Genomic DNA, 16,838 nt, shown 5'->3' with positions numbered 1-16,838 from the left:
AACTAATAGTTTCTAACTACAATAACTTCTCTATTAAAAGAATATCAACGCTAACTTCTCAACCTTTAAGAATACTAACTATGATGAAAACGCTCTATCTCGATGTTACCAATCTTCCATCCAAATTGATGCTAACTTCTTTGGCAACAGCAACAGTTTTAAAAGGGTCACAAGTGTATAGCACAAACACAAAAATTGACCCTTGGGGCTATACCTTGATGCCATGATAATTCAATTGTAACTCGTTGTAGTGTTTAGTAACTTGCTATATTGACAACATTTATTTACAGCATATTATTTTGTCAAGAGTACCGTTTTTACTCGAATGTTTCTCTGCGCCTTTCAATGCAAAACCATCTGGACAAAATAGCTTCCCACCATCGACCTTTGCGTCTATTACTTTACAGATTTGACTAGGCATATTATTAAAAAGTTTATATTCTAAACCGCTTAAATCTTTTTGAAGCAATTCGATTTGACCTTTAACATTTTTAATAAGGTCTTTTGGATCGTTTTTAATAGCCTCAGTCAGCTCATTTAGGTTCCTGTTTATAGTAGACACCTCAATTAGAAGGTCTCTGTTAATGTTTTCGTTATCATCATGCTTTTCTGTAAAAAAAATTGATGCTACCAGAAAAAGTACAACCCCAAAAAAACTCACAATAGCTTGAAAGTTAAATTTTTTAGTTGCAGTTTTGATTGTCCATGAGCTTTTAGCCAAAGCTACAGCTGTCTCCGTGATCCCCTTACCACCGACAATTATGCTGACAACAAAACAACAGAATGCTAAAACGGAAAGAACATTGTATCCTAAGGACGTTTGTTCGCTTTCATTCGCAACAAAAGCATATGATGCACCTTGAACAGCCAACATGGATAAGTTAGCTGTGATAATAAAACCGCTCAAATTTGTCATTAACCCTGAAGCGGCTCTGTTATCTTCATTCAATGCCATTACTTACCCCCCCCAAAGTTTTATTTGACTCAGTTTAAGATCGTCATAAATATTGGCAACCGCTTTGATCATATCTCCCCCGGTAAGAGTCAGAGAGACTTCTTGATGGTCGAGCCCGTAAGTTTGAGGTTTTTCTCTAACTTCGTGCTTCTTTTTAGATATACGAATCGCTTCACTAAATATAGATTCACTATCGGCACGAAGTTGGTGAACGACTTCTGTATTTAACATTCCTGCCATGCTCAATGGGAGTGCGACTAATTGATGTAAATTGATTATTAAAAAGTGCATGGCATCATTACGAACGAAAACTCTAGATTCGTTCTATATTTCAACATGCTCGTGGACGATTACTGAAATAGTTTTTCTTGTCTTGATATATGCAAATCGCTGATCTGGAGGTGATTTCCTAGTATTTTCATATGAATCCATTATTTCCTTATATAAATGATCAAACTCACTGCGCATTATTTAGTCCTTTTAAATTTTCAAATTATTGATAAGCCTGAAACGGGAAAACAATCCAAATTAGGTATAACAATTTAATAGTGCCTAAATAGCAAACGATGCTGATGCAGACACGCTCAAACTGATAATTTATATAGTTTTATCAAATTACTTAAGAAATTGCTAACTATGTGTTTTTCATACCATATGCGAAAAATAGGCTAACTAAAAATGCGGTCAGTGCTTATTTTCTTAAATACGGGAGACAGTTTCACTCAAGAACTGGAATATCATTTGTTGAATTAATATTTAACGGTCACTTCTAACTGTGAATTTAATCGGTAAATCTCACAATTTGGTTAACTCGCCCCACTGTCACCGCAAATTCTAATGTTTTTATAGAACTCTCTAAGAGTTAGCTTGCATCTTATTTAGACCTAGTTACTTTTTTAGAACAAATTTTTTTTGAACGTTAATTTCAAAAATTAGCAGCTCTGAGATTTAAGGATTACTTTTATTTTTAGTGGCACAGGTAGTGGTACAAAAATACTTTTATTTTATTAATTATCTTTTAAATCAGAAATTTAATTATTTAAATAGGTTCCCGCCAGCTCCACCAATCGAAATAAAAAAGGCTGATTTATCAGCCTTTTTTTGCCTGAAATAATCCACTATTTTTTAGAATGAAATGGACATAACGAAAAAAACTACTAGGCCTAATAAGTTGACTCAAACGAACTAAAGCAACGTAAGCTAGCTGCAGAAACAGCAATAGCCGAAATTGAAGCGGCAAAAGCGCGAAGTGAAGTTGTCAAAGTTGAAGCTGTGATGAAAGTTATCGCTAATGACTACATAACCATAAGACAACAAATGAGACAGTTAGCACAAAGACTCGCGCCTATTATTGTTGGTGAAACTAACGAAGATAAAATAAAGCTGATCATTGGTGAAGAAGTCGACCAAGTATTAACAGAGTTGTCGAATGAGTATTACGAAGAAAATTAGTTAATCACGTTTTATGTTTAAAAGGCTTAATAGAATAACTAACTACGCTTAAATGTAATATGTATGGTGACCTATTGGAAACAGACATAAAAAAAGCACCTACCGAATGGAAGATGCTTTCAGAAATTTTATTAAGCTTACTTTTTGAAACGACGTGCGCCTAAACCAATCAAGCCCAACGCTAAGATAGCTAGTGTTGAAGGTTCTGGAGTTTCAACAATATCACCCGTTAAACTAAAACTAACAAAATCAGAACCACCTTGCGTTGGATACGGATTAACCGCTTGACTATTTTGCCATACGAAATTCAAGACATCATCTGATGCTAAAGTGCTCCATAGCAGCTGTGAAATGCTAATCGTTCCGCTCATTGTGACGTCGTAATTATCGAAATTCGATACCACGGTTATGCCTGGAGTGTCCCAAGTCCAAACCAAAAGATTCACCCCATCAATAGAAAAGGATATGGTTTCAACTAAACGGTTACTTCCAAAATCACCCTTTGCGACAAAGTTTAAAACTACGTTCTCATACAATTCTGACAAGGTAACAGAATCACTAAAAGACTGACCACTCGCTGTGATTGACGTCTCATCAGAATAAATCAATGCCGCATTGGCGAACCCACTAGCCATTAATATCATCGCAGCAAAAGTCGCTTTTAACATTTTAAATTTCATAAATTTCTCTTTTCTCTAATAGACCTGTATTGTCAGGCTTGTTGTTATTTAAATTACTTAAAATTTACTTAGCACTAATTATGCCAATAATTTTTATCTATAAATATCAATAACATAAGTGCAAGTTAAATCTCAAGCAACAAAATATGTAAAAGAAACTGACATTAAAACGTTTAATTTTCATACAGCTATGAATCTATAATGCTATAGCCGCAATATAATTTCAGATATAAAACCACCCCGCTAATATCATCAACAAAGATTGAAAGCCGAACACAGCAAAGTCACCTAATAAGATTGTTCCTGATATTGGATTGATAAATGCTTTTCATGTTTATATGATGAAAGTGCAAGAACGAAATGTATATGAGAACCAAGGAATAATTAGTATCTTAAGCAATCTGTTTAATAATCAACCAATTAATAGAGAAATCAGAACAAAGCCGAAAATAATTGATGTGACCCTATTTGCGGCCCCAGCCTTTTAACGGGAAAATATTAATCATATAAAACAAACACTTAAACCACTTATAACGTGGACGCCAGCTCCACCAATTCGATTAAAGCCCCTATTTTTAAGGGCTTTTTTTTCATCTTGAAATCCCTACAGATTTCCTCAAAAAAATAAAGGGATCAGTGTTAATTAATGTAAGACCACATAGGGCATTATTTAATTTGCTAGCAGGCATTGCAATACAGCTAATGAACAGTAGCTTGTGCTCATTACGTAAGTGGCTAATTCAATCTTTTTTGCGCATTTCAAACCAGATATTGAGATAGTTTCCCGCAAAAATGATGCTGGCACCAACAAAAACATAAATATCAATCGACTCGTCATAGATCAACATGCCCGCGACTGCAATTATCGGCAGACGCACAAAATCAAACGGGGCAACAACCGTTGCAGGTGCTAACGTCAGTGCCTTTGTGATACAAAAGTGCGCTAATAAGCCGCAGACAGCGAGTAATGCGAGCAGAGGTAAATCAACAATATCAGGGAGAGCAATCACGCCATCGAATCCCGCTGAAACTAGACCAAAGATGAGTTGCAAAGCACAAAGGTAAAGCATGATCGCTGAAATACTCTCAGTCCGAGTCAGGCGTTTTGTAGACACATAGGTAAGCGCGAAGAAAATTGCGCAAGCTGCCGCAGCCAAAACCCCTGGATGCAGACTTTCGATATCCGGTCGCGCAACAATTAGAATACCGATAAAGCCCATAAGTGCAGAGACAAGTCTTATCGTTGTAAAACGCTCCCCCAATAACAATGGCGATAACAAAATAACCCAAAGTGGTGTAGTAAATTCAAACGCAAAGACCTGTGCCAATGGAATAACGGCCAAGGCATAAAACCACAGATTCTGGCCGGTGAAGTGGAAGATATTTCGGATCAAATGCGTGCGCCATGCACTTGTACCTATCTTGCGGTAGGTTTCGGTCGTATATATTAATACCAATACAATCAGCAAGGCAATGGCTGACCGGTATAGCATGATCTCAAAGGTATCAAAGCCAGCACTGAGTTCGCGCCCAGCAATCGCCATCGTCGTAAAACTGAAGATAGCTCCCAGCATCCATAAAGCTGCTTGAATAGCCAAACTCATCGTTGTTCTCTTTTTATCAATTGAAGCGGTATGTCAGGTATTTTGCAAGGACTAGGAGCAACGCGTTCATACCTTAGTCCTATAAAACTCGTTAACCGCAGCAATGACTTTTTGGACATCATCTGCCGTGACATCTAGGTGGAATACTAGTCGTATCACCTTCCGATTACTAATAATGATATTTTTTTCAGCAAGAAAATCGACAAGCTGTTTTTGTTTTTCTGCACTAAAAAACACCATATTGGTCTGCGCGCGCCCATGCAGGGTAATACCCTCAATAGCAGAAAAACCTTGCTCCAGTAATTTTGCATTGGCGTGGTCGTCATTGAGGCGTTGTAGGTTGTTATCTAAAGCATAAATACCCGCCGCAGCGAGCATACCCGCTTGGCGCATACCACCTCCCAAAATCTTTCTTATACGTCGGGCCTTAGCAATAATCGCTGAATTTGCAACTAATACTGAACCAATAGGCGCACCTAGACCTTTCGATAAGCAAATTGAAATAGAGTCGAAGGGCATCGTAATTTCTTTTACATCAACTCCCTGCGATATCATTGCGTTAAATAGGCGAGCTCCATCAAGGTGAAAAGCTAAATGATGTTCATCGACTAATTTTTTTGCTTGGGCAATATACGCAAGCGGCAGCACTTTACCGCCTATCGTATTCTCCAAACAAAGTAATTTAGTTTGAGCAAAATGAAAGTCATCAGGTTTAATGACGTTTCTGACGGCTTCTAAGTCGAGCGTGCCATCAGCTTCAAGTGAAACTGGCTGTGGTTGTATGCTGCCAAGCACTGCCGCACCGCCAGCCTCATATTTATAGGTATGGGCATCTTGACCAACAATATATTCATCACCGCGTTCACAGTGCGCCATGAGAGCAATCAGGTTACTCTGTGTGCCACTCGCACAAAAAAGAGCAGCCTCTTTACCCAGTAAATCTGCGGCCTTGTTTTCAAGGAAATTAACGGTGGGATCTTCACCATATACATCATCCCCAACATCAGCTTCGAACATTGTTTGTTTCATTGCTGCTGTTGGTTTAGTGACTGTATCACTGCGTAAGTCGATAGTTTTCATAGATTAATCAATTTAAAATGTTGAATGCGCTATTTACGGCTATAGCAGCATTGAAATTGTTGTTTTGGGATTGTTGTGGAATAGCATAACTTATCAGAGTGCCATCGAAATACAATAAGCGTGCTCGCCTTGAAAGTAGTGATAACACTTTAATACTTCATAAAAATATTTAGACACCTACGTGCGCATATACCAAAGGCAAGTGTGGACGTATCTAACAAGCCTACACTTATCTATTCTAAGGGCTCAGTGCTTGGCGCTAGGTACTTTTCAATAAAATCGTTGGGTAAAATTGGGCGACTAAAATAATAGCCCTGCAACAACATATTGCCATTTTCTTTCAACCAGTTAACTTGTTGTACAGTTTCAACACCTTCGGCAACCGTAACTATGCCCAAATTAACAGCGAGTTGAATGATTGATTTAACAAGGTTCTCGTCTTGTTTATCAACGTTAATGTCGTTAATAAACGAGCGATCGATTTTGAGTTTATCTACCGGTAGATCCTTTAAATGGCTCAAAGAACTATATCCGGTGCCAAAATCGTCCAAACTAAAGCTAATACCAATTTGCTTTAACTCATTTATCTTTTTAATCGTGTCTTTCAAATTATCTAACGCGACACTTTCAGTAATTTCAAATTCAAGATAGTGCCCTGCAATCTGGTACTTTCTTAATACATTAGTAACTTTCTCTATAAAATTAACTTCAGAAAGTTGTTTTCCGCTTATATTAACCGCAATTTTAAACGAGTTGGGCAAACGCTTTTCGGATTTCATTTGTGCCAAAAACTCACAGACCTTAGACAACATTTTCTCGCCAACATCAATAATCAGTGCGCTTTCTTCAAGAAATGGAATGAATTGGTTTGGTGGCACTACTGTGTCATCGCGCTGCCAGCGAATCAGCGCCTCGGCGGATGTCACTTCCATTGTCACTGAAGAGACAAGTGGTTGTAAGACAAAAAAGAATTCATCTTTAAAAATAGCGGAGCTAATGTCGCGCTCTAATTTTAGCAACTCAGCGGCTTCAGTAGCCATCTCATCTTGGAACAATGTTGAACAATTGCGGCCTGATTTTTTAGATTCATACATAGCGGTATCAGCATATTGCAGAATTTCATCAGCCGTTTCAAACCCAGGTTTAAAGACAACCACACCTAAACTTGCAGACAAGTTATAACGATGCAAGCCAATATCGATTTCTCGATTTACACACTTACGTAACTTTTCCGCCAGTTCAAACGCTGTCGTGCTGGCTATTGCACGGTTGCTGGATACCTGCTCACTGAGAAGCAAAAATTCGTCTGCACCCAAGCGCGCGACAAAACCGATATCTTTGAATTCAGTCGAAAGTCGCTCTGATAGCTTCACTATGAGTTGATCGCCAACACTATGACTCAAAGTATCGTTGATCCGTTTAAACTGATCTAAATCAGCGAGTATAGCCACCTGATACTGACTGTTTGAGACAGCTACATCTTGAGCATTTAACCTTTCATACACTTTGTTACGGTTTGGTAGATTAGTAAGTGAATCGCAATATGCTAAATTTTCAATTTTTTCTTCCGCTTCGACGCGTTTGGTTACGTCATTACCCACGACTAAAATACTCTGCCCATCATAGGTATGAAACTTAACAAATGACATTTCCATCACGCATTTCATTTTATGCGAATCGTAAGCATCAACGACTTTACTCATCTGTCGCGCATTGTCGCTTAAAAACTTGTTTAATACTTTCATCAAAGATGAGTCAACTGGCTCGATGATTTCGGATGCTAACTTCCCTTTTAGATCAAATATAGAATAGCCATAGAAAGAAGCAGTCGCCTTATTCGCAAATACAAATTTACCTTTATTGTCCAGTGAGTAAATAACCGCTGGTGCAGTATCAAGTATCAATCTAAAGCGTTGACTGCGTTGAGTAAGCAGAATTTGACCTGACGCTATTCGACCAAGTAAGGCATTAGCAGAATCAATAATTTTGCTGAATTCGTCTGATTCGTGGCCTTTGAGTTTGCTAATAGACTGTTCCGTTATCGAAGAAGTATTGACTCTTTCGAAGCGACTGGCTAGGCGCATAAGAGGAGCGGCGAGCATAAAGTGATAAAGTAGAACCAATGCGAACGAAATGACAATATAGCCGGTGAGTGAAATGATAAACGTTCTAACCGCTCGGTCATATACGTCACTAAGCGAGGAATGGATATTTATCCTCACAACCATCTTGCCAGATTCATTGGCCGAGGCAGCGAAGCTATTTTGTGACGAATCAGTTTGGATTAAAGGTACTGTCACTTCCCTAAAATCAGGAATAAGAAAGAATGAAAGGACTTTATTCGTTTGCTCAAGCTCTTTCTCGTTTGACTCAGCTAACACGTTGTCACATTCGTCTAGGATCGCAACATACGAAAAATGATTGAAATAGGTTAAGCCTTTGATAACTAATGCAGCTAAGTCGTTATCCAACTTCCAAACAGCATTATTTGCCGAATCTTTTGACGCATCAATAATTGATTCGATTGACGCATTAACTTCTGCACGTCTATTTTTAAAATCGATGTAGGTTTGCAAAAAAGACATAGCAAAACCTAACAGTAGTACCAAAATAAGCGTTCGAACACCTAGGGTAAACGATATTTTGCTGGTCAACTTCATATGATAATTCGACAATTTAGGAGCTCAAAATGCAATATATGTTATTGCAGTATAGCTGTCTATACCTTTCAATCATTAATGTCACGTTAAATGTATACCTATAAATCCTTGAATCTATTTTAAAACTATGGGCTAGAAGTGAATTTAAACATGATTAGTTTGAAATTTTGATTTACCATATCACCCGATGCTAAACACTATAAGAAACCATGTATATGTCACAAAACGATAAAGATTTTGCCCCCATTAACATCGAAGTTGATGAACGTCGCCCTTTAGGTAATAGAGTTCCGGAGCCACAACCCCCTGCTGCCGCATCAAAAGGCTTGAATATATTCACGTCGATTGCTTTGGCTGTCGCCATTGCCGCCTGTGTCGGTTGTGCTTTCCTATACACAAAATTAGAGCAGGCTAATGCACTGGCTGAGAATACTGAAAATAGACTCAAATCTCTTGAGCAGCGACTTTCCGCCACTGACGAAGAAATGGGCAACTCAACGGTAGCACTCAGTGTTAAGGTTACCGAGTTGACTCAAAAGACTGAAGAGTTATGGGGTCAGATGGATAAGCTGTGGGCTTCAGCTTGGAGACGTAATCAAGAAGAAATTAAGACATTGAATAATGACTTAGCAAGTACAAAAGGTAATCTTGCATCTGATATAAAGACCATGCAGGCGTCGCTCTCAGAGAATGCAACCGATGTTCAGCAAATGTTGAATCGCATAAATGGCCTAAACGAAAAACTGTCGACTCAGGCAAACGATATCCTCACAGCAAATGTTAATGCTGAACAAGCGGGTGAAAAGGTAAATAATCAAACTGGGCAAATAAAATCGCTAAGCGATAAGGTGAAAAGCTTGGAGGCAAAAAATTCAACACTGCTTGAAAAGATATCTGATTTAGAATCGTTGTTGCAAGAAATAGCAAAGAAAACGGTGTGAAGTCGACCTCTTTTTAACAGACATTAATGTTGCGACCTAGCAAGCACCTCAGCTTAGTCGCGATTACCGGCACTAAAATCGTTTTATAAGCATAAAAAAAAGCACCCGAAGGTGCTTTTTTTATACCTAACGTTAGGCTGTCGAATTAACGACGTAGGCCTAAACGCTTGATAAGATCTTGGTAACGCTCAACGTTCTTGCTTTTCAAATAATCAAGCAATTTTCTGCGCTGACTAACCATACGTAATAAACCACGACGTGAATGGTGGTCTTTCTTATGGTCTTTAAAGTGACCCTGAAGCTTATTGATGTTATGCGTTAACAATGCAACTTGAACTTCTGGTGAACCTGTATCACCTTCTTTAATTCCGTATTCAGATACGATAGTACCGATTTCTTCTGTGGTTAGTGACATGATTATCTCCAATATAGATAGATGGTTTAAACAACAGCACGCCGATCACTAATTCAGTCATGCCAAAAAGAGCGCGTATTATACCCGCGAAGTAATAATACACAAGTGCTTTGACTCAGATTTCGCCAAAATAGCTTTCTTTATAAACAACCACTCGTTTGGGTTGTAAATTTCCAGCAGAGTCAACCTCTGCCATACCATAAAAACGCTTGTCTGAGGCTCGATAAATCCTGACTAGGTCGCTTTTAGAAAATATATTTTCTTCTAGTATCTCTTGCCCATGCAAAAATCGATCAATGCTCGCGTCCTTGGCATCGAAACTCGGAAGATTTGAGACCGCTGTATCCATTGGTAACAGTAATTCATCCAATTTATCGAACCCGCGAAACTCTCTATCAATTGTCAAATCCTCTGACAGAGATTGTAGCTCATCAACCGTAATCATATTTTCCGTTGGATAATCTGCGACTTTAGTTCGGCGAAGCATTGTGACATGTGCGCCGCAGCCTAAAGACTGACCAAGGTCGTCTACGAGAGAGCGAATATAAGTTCCTTTTGAACAGCTTATTTGCATATCCAATTCGTTATTTTCAAATCGCAATATCTCTAAAGAATGAATAGTAATATCGCGAGCTTCCCGCTCAATGACCATCCCCTGCCGAGCATAAAAATACAAGGGTTTACCTTGATGTTTAAGCGCAGAAAACATAGAGGGGATCTGTTTGATAGGGCCACGAAAAGCCTTCACAGCGCTTTCAATGTCAGATAGTGTTGCGCTTACTGGCTTTGTTTCAACAATCTCACCATCAGAATCGGAAGTGTCGGTTCGTTCACCTAGCTTTGCGGTTACGATGTAAGTTTTATCGGCGTCTAAAAGAAACTGTGAAAACTTTGTCGCCTCTCCCAAGCAAATGGGCAGCATGCCAGTTGCAAGTGGGTCGAGCGCGCCTGTGTGACCTGCTTTTGCTGCGCCATATAAGCGTTTTACTTGCTGTAAGATGAAATTTGATGACTCGCCTGTATATTTATCAACAAGAACGACGCCATTAATCGCTCTGCCTTTTTTTCTTCTTGCCATGCTTAAGTTTAGTCTCTAATCGTCTTCAGGTGCGTCTTTTGCTTTAGCCTCGTCTTTAGCTCTAGCCTGATTTACTAGCGTAGAAATACGAATACCTTCAGTAATGGATTCATCTCTAAAAAAGTGCACCGCAGGAACAGCACGCATGCGGATACGTTTCGCAAGTAAACTACGAATAAATCCTTTCGCGTCTTGTAACTTAATTAGATCGTCTTTAATTTTTTCTTCATCGCTGTTGTAGAAAGTCACATAGATTTTAGCGTGTGCTAAATCTCGGGAAACTTCTACACTCGATATCGTGATCATGCCAACTTGAGGTTCACGATGCTTAAATTCATTTTGTAAGATACTCGCAATTTCTTTATGAACTTGCTGGCTTACTCTATCTGTTCGAGAAAATTCTCTCGCCATGTTCTTCTCCTGATTCAATTACACATCATTTGTATAATGAAAAAAACGGAGGCTAATAGCCCCCGTCTTTGGTTTCTCTATTGTGTTAAGTTGTCTTTTAGATTTCTCTTTTGACTTCAACGATTTCGAATACTTCTATCTGGTCGCCAACTTTAACATCGTTATAGTTTTTAACTCCAATACCACATTCGATACCTTTCTTAACGTCTTGAACATCGTCTTTAAAGCGACGTAATGATTCAAGCTCACCTTCGTAAATTACCACGTTCTCACGAAGTACTCTGATTGGATTGCTACGTTTAATGACACCTTCGGTAACCATACAACCAGCGATTGCACCAATCTTCGGTGATTTAAATACATCGCGAACTTCTGCAAGACCCATGATCTGTTGTTTGAACTCAGGCGCAAGCATACCGCTCATGGCTTGTTTCACTTCATCAATCAGTTCATAGATAATGCTGTAGTAACGCAAGTCAATTTCTTCAGCTTCAATAATGCGGCGTGCACTAGCATCAGCACGCACGTTGAAACCAACCACGATAGCGTTTGAAGCCGCAGCTAAACTTGCGTCGGTTTCAGTGATACCACCTACGCCACTACCAACAATGTTGACTTTCACTTCATCGGTAGATAGTTTGATCAAGCTTTCAGCAATCGCTTCAATTGAGCCTTGAACATCGGCCTTAAGGACTACGTTCAAGTCGCTCACATCACCAGACTCCATGTTCGCAAACATGTTTTCTAGTTTTGCTTTTTGTTGCTTCGCTAATTTAACTTCGCGTTGTTTGGTGTGACGTTTTGCAGCAACTTCTCTTGCTTTACGCTCATCTTGAACGACAAGCGCGTCTTCACCTGCAATTGGTACACCAGATAGACCAAGAACTTCAACTGGAGTTGATGGACCCGCAACCTTAATTTCTTGACCGTGCTCATCGCGCATAGCTCGTACACGACCGTATTCTTCGCCACATAATAGAATATCGCCGGCTTTCAATTCGCCTTCTTGAATTAAGACTGAAGCAACTGGGCCTCTTCCTTTATCCAAACGAGATTCAATAACAACGCCGCGAGCAGGACCCGATGCAACCGCTTTCAAATCAAGCAGTTCAGCTTGAAGAGAAATGGCTTCAAGTAAAGCATCTATACCTAAACCTGTTTTCGCTGAAACCGGAACGAATTGGTGATCACCACCCCATTCTTCAGAAATAACGTCGAGTTGTGACAGCTCATTTCTAACTCTGTCAGGATCCGCGCTTTCTTTATCCATCTTGTTCACCGCAACAATTAACGGTACGCCTGCTGCTTTAGCATGCTGAACCGCTTCTTTTGTTTGCGGCATTACACCGTCATCGGCAGCAACAACTAAGATAACAATATCTGTTGCCGTCGCACCACGAGCTCGCATTGCAGTAAACGCAGCATGCCCAGGTGTATCAAGGAAAGCGATACGGCCATTGTCAGTCTCAACGCTATATGCACCAATGTGCTGAGTAATACCGCCGGCTTCACCGTCAGCAACCTTTGCACGTCGAATGTAATCGAGCAAAGATGTTTTACCGTGATCAACGTGACCCATGATTGTAACAACTGGTGCACGAGCAACTTTATCGCCCTGTGCTGAAGAATCAGCAATAAGCTCGTCTTCAAGTGCGTTGTCGTTAACCAGCTCGTACTTATGACCCATTTCTTCAATGATTAAGACTGCTGTGTCTTGGTCAAGTACCTGGTTAATTGTCGCCATTTCACCCATTTTCATCATCGCTTTGATGACTTCAGTGCCTTTCTTCGCCATACGGCTAGCTAGTTCACCAACGGTAATGGTAGCGCCAATCTTCACAATTCGTTCAACTGGCTGTGCAGGCTTGTTAAAGCCATGCTTAAGATCTTCACCCGCATTTTTCTTTGACTTTTTACGACGACGTGAAGAGCGTTCAACTTGCATATCTTGCTCGTCTTCGGCTTCTTGAGCGTAGCGGTTAGAATGTAGATGAACGTCTTCAGCCTCTTGCTTCTTACGACGTACTTCTTCTTCCTTCCAACGCTTGTCGTTTTCTTCAGCTAACTTGCGCGCTTCTTCTGAAGCTTTCTTCGCATCTTCTTCAAGCTTGCGTTGAATTTCTTCTTCTTGCTGCTTCTTAATACGCTCTGCTTCTGACCGTGTTTCTTCTTGAGCTTTCTTTTCCTCTGGGGACATAGTTGGCTCATTTTTCTTACGTTCTTCAGCTTCTTTCTTCGCTTTTTCAGCTCGGGCAGCGCGCTCAATTTCTTGTGCTTTGCGTGCTTCAGCTGCTTTCGCAACTTTTTCTTCGGCGGCAGCTTTTGCTGCGTCGGCAGCTTGTTTTTCCGCTTCAAATTTCGCCTGCGCTTCAGCAGCAACTTTCGCAGCTTCTTCTTCGGCTAAACGCTGCTCTTCAATATCAGTGCGTTTAACATAAGTGCGCTTTTTACGAACTTCAACTTTCACTGCTTTAGATTTACCTAAATTAATCGTGCTGGTCGTCTTGCGCTGAAGAGTCATTTTCTTCGGCGCTTCCATACCTGTACCACCATGAGATTTACTCAAGTGATCAAGCAACTTTTTCTTCTCTTCCTCAGTAACTACTTCACCTGCGGCTTTCGTTACACCAGAATCTTTGAACTGCTGAACCAAACGATCAACGGTTGTGCCAATATCTGTGGCGAGTTTTTCTATGGATACTTCTGCCATATTCTTTACTATCCCCCTGTTGACCTATTCTTCACTAAACCAAACGATATTACGTGCAGCCATAATAAGCTTACCCGCAGTTTCTTCGTCTAGTTCTTCAATATCACTAATCTCATCAGTACCTTGCTCTGCAAGCCCTTCTAAATCAGTAATTCCTCTACTCGCAAGAACGAATGCAACATGTCTGTTCATGCCTTCAAGGTCGAGTAATTCTTGTTTTGGCTCAGATGCTTCCAACGATTCTTCGTTTGCTAATGCACGAGTTGTTAACCAAGCTTTCGCTCTGCCACGTAACTCTTCAACGATGTCTTCATCTAAACCATCTATTGCCAATAACTCGCTTACAGGTACATAAGCAATTTCTTCTAATGAAGTGAATCCTTCATCTACTAGAATCGATGCAAAATCGTCATCAATATCTAATCCTGATGTAAACACACTTAACACTTTTGCATTTTCTTCTTCATGCTTAGTATTTAGTGCTTCTACTGTCATTACGTTAAGTTCCCACCCCGTCAACTGACTTGCTAAGCGAACGTTTTGTCCACTGCGTCCAATTGCTTGAGCAAGATTATCCGCCTCAACAGCTACATCCATTGTATGAGAATCTTCATCTACAACGATTGAAGCAACTTCGGCTGGCGCCATCGCATTAATAACAAAAGATGCTGGATTTTCGTCCCAAAGCACGATATCAACGCGTTCGCCGCCAAGCTCGCCAGACACTGCCTGAACACGAGAGCCACGCATACCAACACAAGCGCCAATTGGATCGAGACGTTTGTCGTTAGTTTTCACCGCTATTTTAGCTCTTGCACCAGGATCTCGAGCTGCCGCTTTAATCTCAAGCGTTTCTTCTGCAATCTCTGGCACTTCTAATCTGAATAACTCAACCAACATATCGGGATGAGTTCTACTGATAAATAGTTGAGCGCCTCTAGCTTCAGGACGGATAACGTAAAGTAAACCGCGCACTCTGTCGCCTGGACGGAAGGTTTCGCGTGGCAACATATCATCGCGATAAATAACGCCTTCAGCGTTATTACCTAAATCGATAATTACATTATCACGGTTAACTTTTTTCACTGTTCCTGTGACTAGTTCACCAACACGGTCTTCATATTCCGCTATCATTTGAGCGCGTTCAGCTTCACGTACCTTTTGCACGATAACTTGCTTAGCCGTTTGTGTTGTTATGCGGTCAAAAGATATTGATTCAATTTGCTCTTCAACATAGTCACCCAATTGAATGTCAGGCTCATCAATTTGTGCAGCAGAAATTGTCATTTCTGCGTACGGATTTTCTTGTTCTTTATCATCTTCAGTCACTAACCAGCGACGGAAAGTATCAAAATCACCGGTTTCGCGATTGATAGCAACGCGAACTTCTATTTCGCCTTCATTTTTCTTTTTAGTGGCGCTTGCTAAAGCAAATTCCAATGCTTCAAATATCTTTTCTCTCGGTACTTGTTTTTCATTTGAAACGGCTTCAGCCACCAACAAAATTTCTTTACTCATTTTATAAGCCTCACAGATTGCTCCTAGAAGAAGCAAACACTCCCCAATAGTTAATCAAAATTTGGCACTAAATTGCCTTTTTCTATATTTGCAATTGCCAAAGAAAACTCATCGTTGTCGACTTTTATCAAAATGGTGTCATTTTCGCATTTCAATAGAAGTCCTTTAAAGTTACGTCTACCATCTTGTGGTATCGACAACTTCACTGTAATAATCTCACCGACAACCAATGCATAATGTTCAGACTTGAATAGCGGTCTGTCCATACCGGGCGATGAAACTTCTAAGTTATATTCTGTTGTAATAGGATCTTCAACGTCCATTACAGCACTTATTTGATGACTTACATCCGCACAATCATCTACATCGATGCCATTTTCGTGGTCGATGAACACTCGTAAAATCGAATGTTTACCTGCTCTTACAAATTCTACACCAACTAGCTCGAAGCCCAATGCCTCGACAGGGGGCGTTAGCATGTCTGTCAGTTTTCGCTCAAGTTGCGACAAATTTACACTCCAGAAACAAAAAAAGGGCTTGTAGCCCATACTTCAATCTATCTCGCTTATTTTACTAAACGCTAGATACAAAAAAACCCCGGTCAAGCGGAGCTCACAAATACTTCATGTTAGTGCCCGAAATGCCTACAGCCCTTCAGACGCTTGACCTAGACGCTACTATGCAGAAAATTACTGAGCTAATTAAACTCGATAACTTACGAATATGCAGGGAGCCCGCCTCAAAACTTGGTGCAAGTATAACTCTCTTGCTATATATACGCAAATATATGTGAGCTTTGCACTATTTACATCGACTACTTGAAATTTTGATTAACCTATACCAATCTTATCTATGTATTAACCCTATCTATTATTTAAAACTGAGAAAAATAAATGCCAGAAAAATACACCACAGCACAAGTTGAAGACGCGCTGACCCAATTGAATCAAAATTTGAGCGACGAGGAACAATGGGTAATTAAAAATGAAAAATTATGTAAAACCTTTAAATTCAAAAGTTTTATTAGAGCATTTGGTTGGATGACGCAAATTGCTATCTGGGCGGAAAAACTAAAGCACCACCCAGAATGGTTTAATGTTTACAACAAAGTTGATGTAGAACTAACAACCCACGACGCTGGCGGAATTAGCGAACTCGATTTTAAACTTGCCGAAAAAATGGAGCTATTTAAGTAATTGCGGTGAGGGAACTAACAAAAAACGTATTAATGGTAGCGTTCAGAAAATATTTATTGTGGATATAGGGGACGACAATTCACCATTAGCGCAATTAAAAGGCGATTTAGGCGGTTTTTGTGCGTTATTTGCGCGCTT

General features: G+C 39.9%; 15 protein-coding genes. 3 read left to right on the top strand and 12 right to left on the bottom strand.

Annotated features, from left to right (window positions below):
• Window positions 1-280: 280 nt before the first annotated feature.
• Both GNIT_RS07560 and GNIT_RS07555 read right to left on the bottom strand, forming a co-directional pair.
• Complete coding sequence (locus GNIT_RS07560) at window positions 281-955, bottom strand: hypothetical protein (protein ID WP_014108583.1); 675 nt, start codon at window positions 953-955, stop codon at window positions 281-283.
• Between the two features lie 3 nt (window positions 956-958).
• Window positions 959-1,246: a hypothetical protein gene (locus GNIT_RS07555; protein WP_014108582.1), complete on the bottom strand. Its 288-nt coding sequence runs from the start codon at window positions 1,244-1,246 to the stop codon at window positions 959-961.
• Between the two features lie 1,026 nt (window positions 1,247-2,272).
• Between GNIT_RS07555 and GNIT_RS18470 the strand changes: the two genes are divergently transcribed.
• Window positions 2,273-2,407 (top strand): hypothetical protein, encoded by a 135-nt coding sequence (locus GNIT_RS18470; RefSeq protein ID WP_014108581.1) that lies wholly within the window; start codon window positions 2,273-2,275, stop codon window positions 2,405-2,407.
• A gap of 137 nt (window positions 2,408-2,544) precedes the next feature.
• On the opposite strand, the gene GNIT_RS18375 is transcribed toward GNIT_RS18470, so the two are convergent.
• The 4 genes from GNIT_RS18375 to GNIT_RS07535 all read right to left on the bottom strand — a co-directional run bounded on the left by GNIT_RS18375 (window position 2,545) and on the right by GNIT_RS07535 (window position 8,356).
• Window positions 2,545-3,087 carry a PEP-CTERM sorting domain-containing protein gene (locus GNIT_RS18375; protein ID WP_014108580.1) on the bottom strand — a complete coding sequence of 181 codons (543 nt, stop codon included), beginning with the start codon at window positions 3,085-3,087 and terminating at the stop codon, window positions 2,545-2,547.
• Window positions 3,088-3,827: 740 nt separating this feature from the next.
• Entirely contained in the window at window positions 3,828-4,691 is an 864-nt protein-coding gene (locus GNIT_RS07545) for a DMT family transporter (protein ID WP_014108578.1), read from the bottom strand.
• 66 nt (window positions 4,692-4,757) lie between these two features.
• Window positions 4,758-5,771 carry a low-specificity L-threonine aldolase gene (gene ltaE, locus GNIT_RS07540; protein ID WP_014108577.1) on the bottom strand — a complete coding sequence of 338 codons (1,014 nt, stop codon included), beginning with the start codon at window positions 5,769-5,771 and terminating at the stop codon, window positions 4,758-4,760.
• Window positions 5,772-6,004: 233 nt separating this feature from the next.
• Entirely contained in the window at window positions 6,005-8,356 is a 2,352-nt protein-coding gene (locus tag GNIT_RS07535; protein WP_238526951.1) for a sensor domain-containing protein, read from the bottom strand.
• Between the two features lie 290 nt (window positions 8,357-8,646).
• Here GNIT_RS07535 and GNIT_RS07530 point away from each other — a divergent pair, with 290 nt between their 5' ends.
• Window positions 8,647-9,372, top strand: coding sequence for a coiled-coil domain-containing protein (locus tag GNIT_RS07530; protein WP_014108575.1), 726 nt, complete (start codon window positions 8,647-8,649; stop codon window positions 9,370-9,372).
• 145 nt (window positions 9,373-9,517) lie between these two features.
• Here the strand turns inward: GNIT_RS07530 and rpsO are convergent, their stop codons facing one another.
• The 6 genes from rpsO to rimP all read right to left on the bottom strand — a co-directional run bounded on the left by rpsO (window position 9,518) and on the right by rimP (window position 16,013).
• Window positions 9,518-9,787: a 30S ribosomal protein S15 gene (rpsO, locus tag GNIT_RS07525; protein ID WP_014108574.1), complete on the bottom strand. Its 270-nt coding sequence runs from the start codon at window positions 9,785-9,787 to the stop codon at window positions 9,518-9,520.
• Between the two features lie 115 nt (window positions 9,788-9,902).
• Window positions 9,903-10,865: a tRNA pseudouridine(55) synthase TruB gene (truB, locus tag GNIT_RS07520; protein ID WP_014108573.1), complete on the bottom strand. Its 963-nt coding sequence runs from the start codon at window positions 10,863-10,865 to the stop codon at window positions 9,903-9,905.
• Window positions 10,866-10,880: 15 nt separating this feature from the next.
• Entirely contained in the window at window positions 10,881-11,276 is a 396-nt protein-coding gene (rbfA, locus tag GNIT_RS07515) for a 30S ribosome-binding factor RbfA (protein ID WP_014108572.1), read from the bottom strand.
• Between the two features lie 97 nt (window positions 11,277-11,373).
• A complete protein-coding gene (infB, locus tag GNIT_RS07510; protein ID WP_014108571.1) occupies window positions 11,374-13,986 on the bottom strand; it encodes a translation initiation factor IF-2 in 2,613 nt (870 codons plus the stop codon).
• A 24-nt stretch (window positions 13,987-14,010) separates the two neighbouring features.
• Window positions 14,011-15,504: a transcription termination factor NusA gene (gene nusA, locus GNIT_RS07505; RefSeq protein ID WP_014108570.1), complete on the bottom strand. Its 1,494-nt coding sequence runs from the start codon at window positions 15,502-15,504 to the stop codon at window positions 14,011-14,013.
• Between the two features lie 50 nt (window positions 15,505-15,554).
• The gene (gene rimP, locus GNIT_RS07500; protein ID WP_014108569.1) at window positions 15,555-16,013 is read right to left on the bottom strand and encodes a ribosome maturation factor RimP; all 459 of its coding nucleotides are present in this window, start codon (window positions 16,011-16,013) and stop codon (window positions 15,555-15,557) included.
• A 384-nt stretch (window positions 16,014-16,397) separates the two neighbouring features.
• Here rimP and GNIT_RS07495 point away from each other — a divergent pair, with 384 nt between their 5' ends.
• The gene (locus GNIT_RS07495; RefSeq protein WP_014108568.1) at window positions 16,398-16,700 is read left to right on the top strand and encodes a 4a-hydroxytetrahydrobiopterin dehydratase; all 303 of its coding nucleotides are present in this window, start codon (window positions 16,398-16,400) and stop codon (window positions 16,698-16,700) included.
• The last annotated feature ends 138 nt before the right edge of the window (window positions 16,701-16,838 follow it).

This window comes from Glaciecola nitratireducens FR1064 (assembly GCF_000226565.1).
In the GTDB taxonomy this organism is placed as follows: domain Bacteria; phylum Pseudomonadota; class Gammaproteobacteria; order Enterobacterales; family Alteromonadaceae; genus Glaciecola; species Glaciecola nitratireducens.
This window is presented reverse-complemented; position numbering and strand designations above follow the sequence as displayed.

What these genes read in the sequence shown, in the direction of transcription:
- GNIT_RS07560 (WP_014108583.1), bottom strand. Translation starts at nt 955, where the DNA reads ATGGCATTGAATGAAGATAACAGAGCCGCTTCAGGGTTAATGACAAAT.
- GNIT_RS07555 (WP_014108582.1), bottom strand. Translation starts at nt 1,246, where the DNA reads ATGCACTTTTTAATAATCAATTTACATCAATTAGTCGCACTCCCATTG.
- GNIT_RS18470 (WP_014108581.1), top strand. Translation starts at nt 2,273, where the DNA reads ATGAGACAGTTAGCACAAAGACTCGCGCCTATTATTGTTGGTGAAACT.
- GNIT_RS18375 (WP_014108580.1), bottom strand. Translation starts at nt 3,087, where the DNA reads ATGAAATTTAAAATGTTAAAAGCGACTTTTGCTGCGATGATATTAATG.
- GNIT_RS07545 (WP_014108578.1), bottom strand. Translation starts at nt 4,691, where the DNA reads ATGAGTTTGGCTATTCAAGCAGCTTTATGGATGCTGGGAGCTATCTTC.
- ltaE (WP_014108577.1), bottom strand. Translation starts at nt 5,771, where the DNA reads ATGAAAACTATCGACTTACGCAGTGATACAGTCACTAAACCAACAGCA.
- GNIT_RS07535 (WP_238526951.1), bottom strand. Translation starts at nt 8,356, where the DNA reads ATGTCTTTTTTGCAAACCTACATCGATTTTAAAAATAGACGTGCAGAA.
- GNIT_RS07530 (WP_014108575.1), top strand. Translation starts at nt 8,647, where the DNA reads ATGTCACAAAACGATAAAGATTTTGCCCCCATTAACATCGAAGTTGAT.
- rpsO (WP_014108574.1), bottom strand. Translation starts at nt 9,787, where the DNA reads ATGTCACTAACCACAGAAGAAATCGGTACTATCGTATCTGAATACGGA.
- truB (WP_014108573.1), bottom strand. Translation starts at nt 10,865, where the DNA reads ATGGCAAGAAGAAAAAAAGGCAGAGCGATTAATGGCGTCGTTCTTGTT.
- rbfA (WP_014108572.1), bottom strand. Translation starts at nt 11,276, where the DNA reads ATGGCGAGAGAATTTTCTCGAACAGATAGAGTAAGCCAGCAAGTTCAT.
- infB (WP_014108571.1), bottom strand. Translation starts at nt 13,986, where the DNA reads ATGGCAGAAGTATCCATAGAAAAACTCGCCACAGATATTGGCACAACC.
- nusA (WP_014108570.1), bottom strand. Translation starts at nt 15,504, where the DNA reads ATGAGTAAAGAAATTTTGTTGGTGGCTGAAGCCGTTTCAAATGAAAAA.
- GNIT_RS07495 (WP_014108568.1), top strand. Translation starts at nt 16,398, where the DNA reads ATGCCAGAAAAATACACCACAGCACAAGTTGAAGACGCGCTGACCCAA.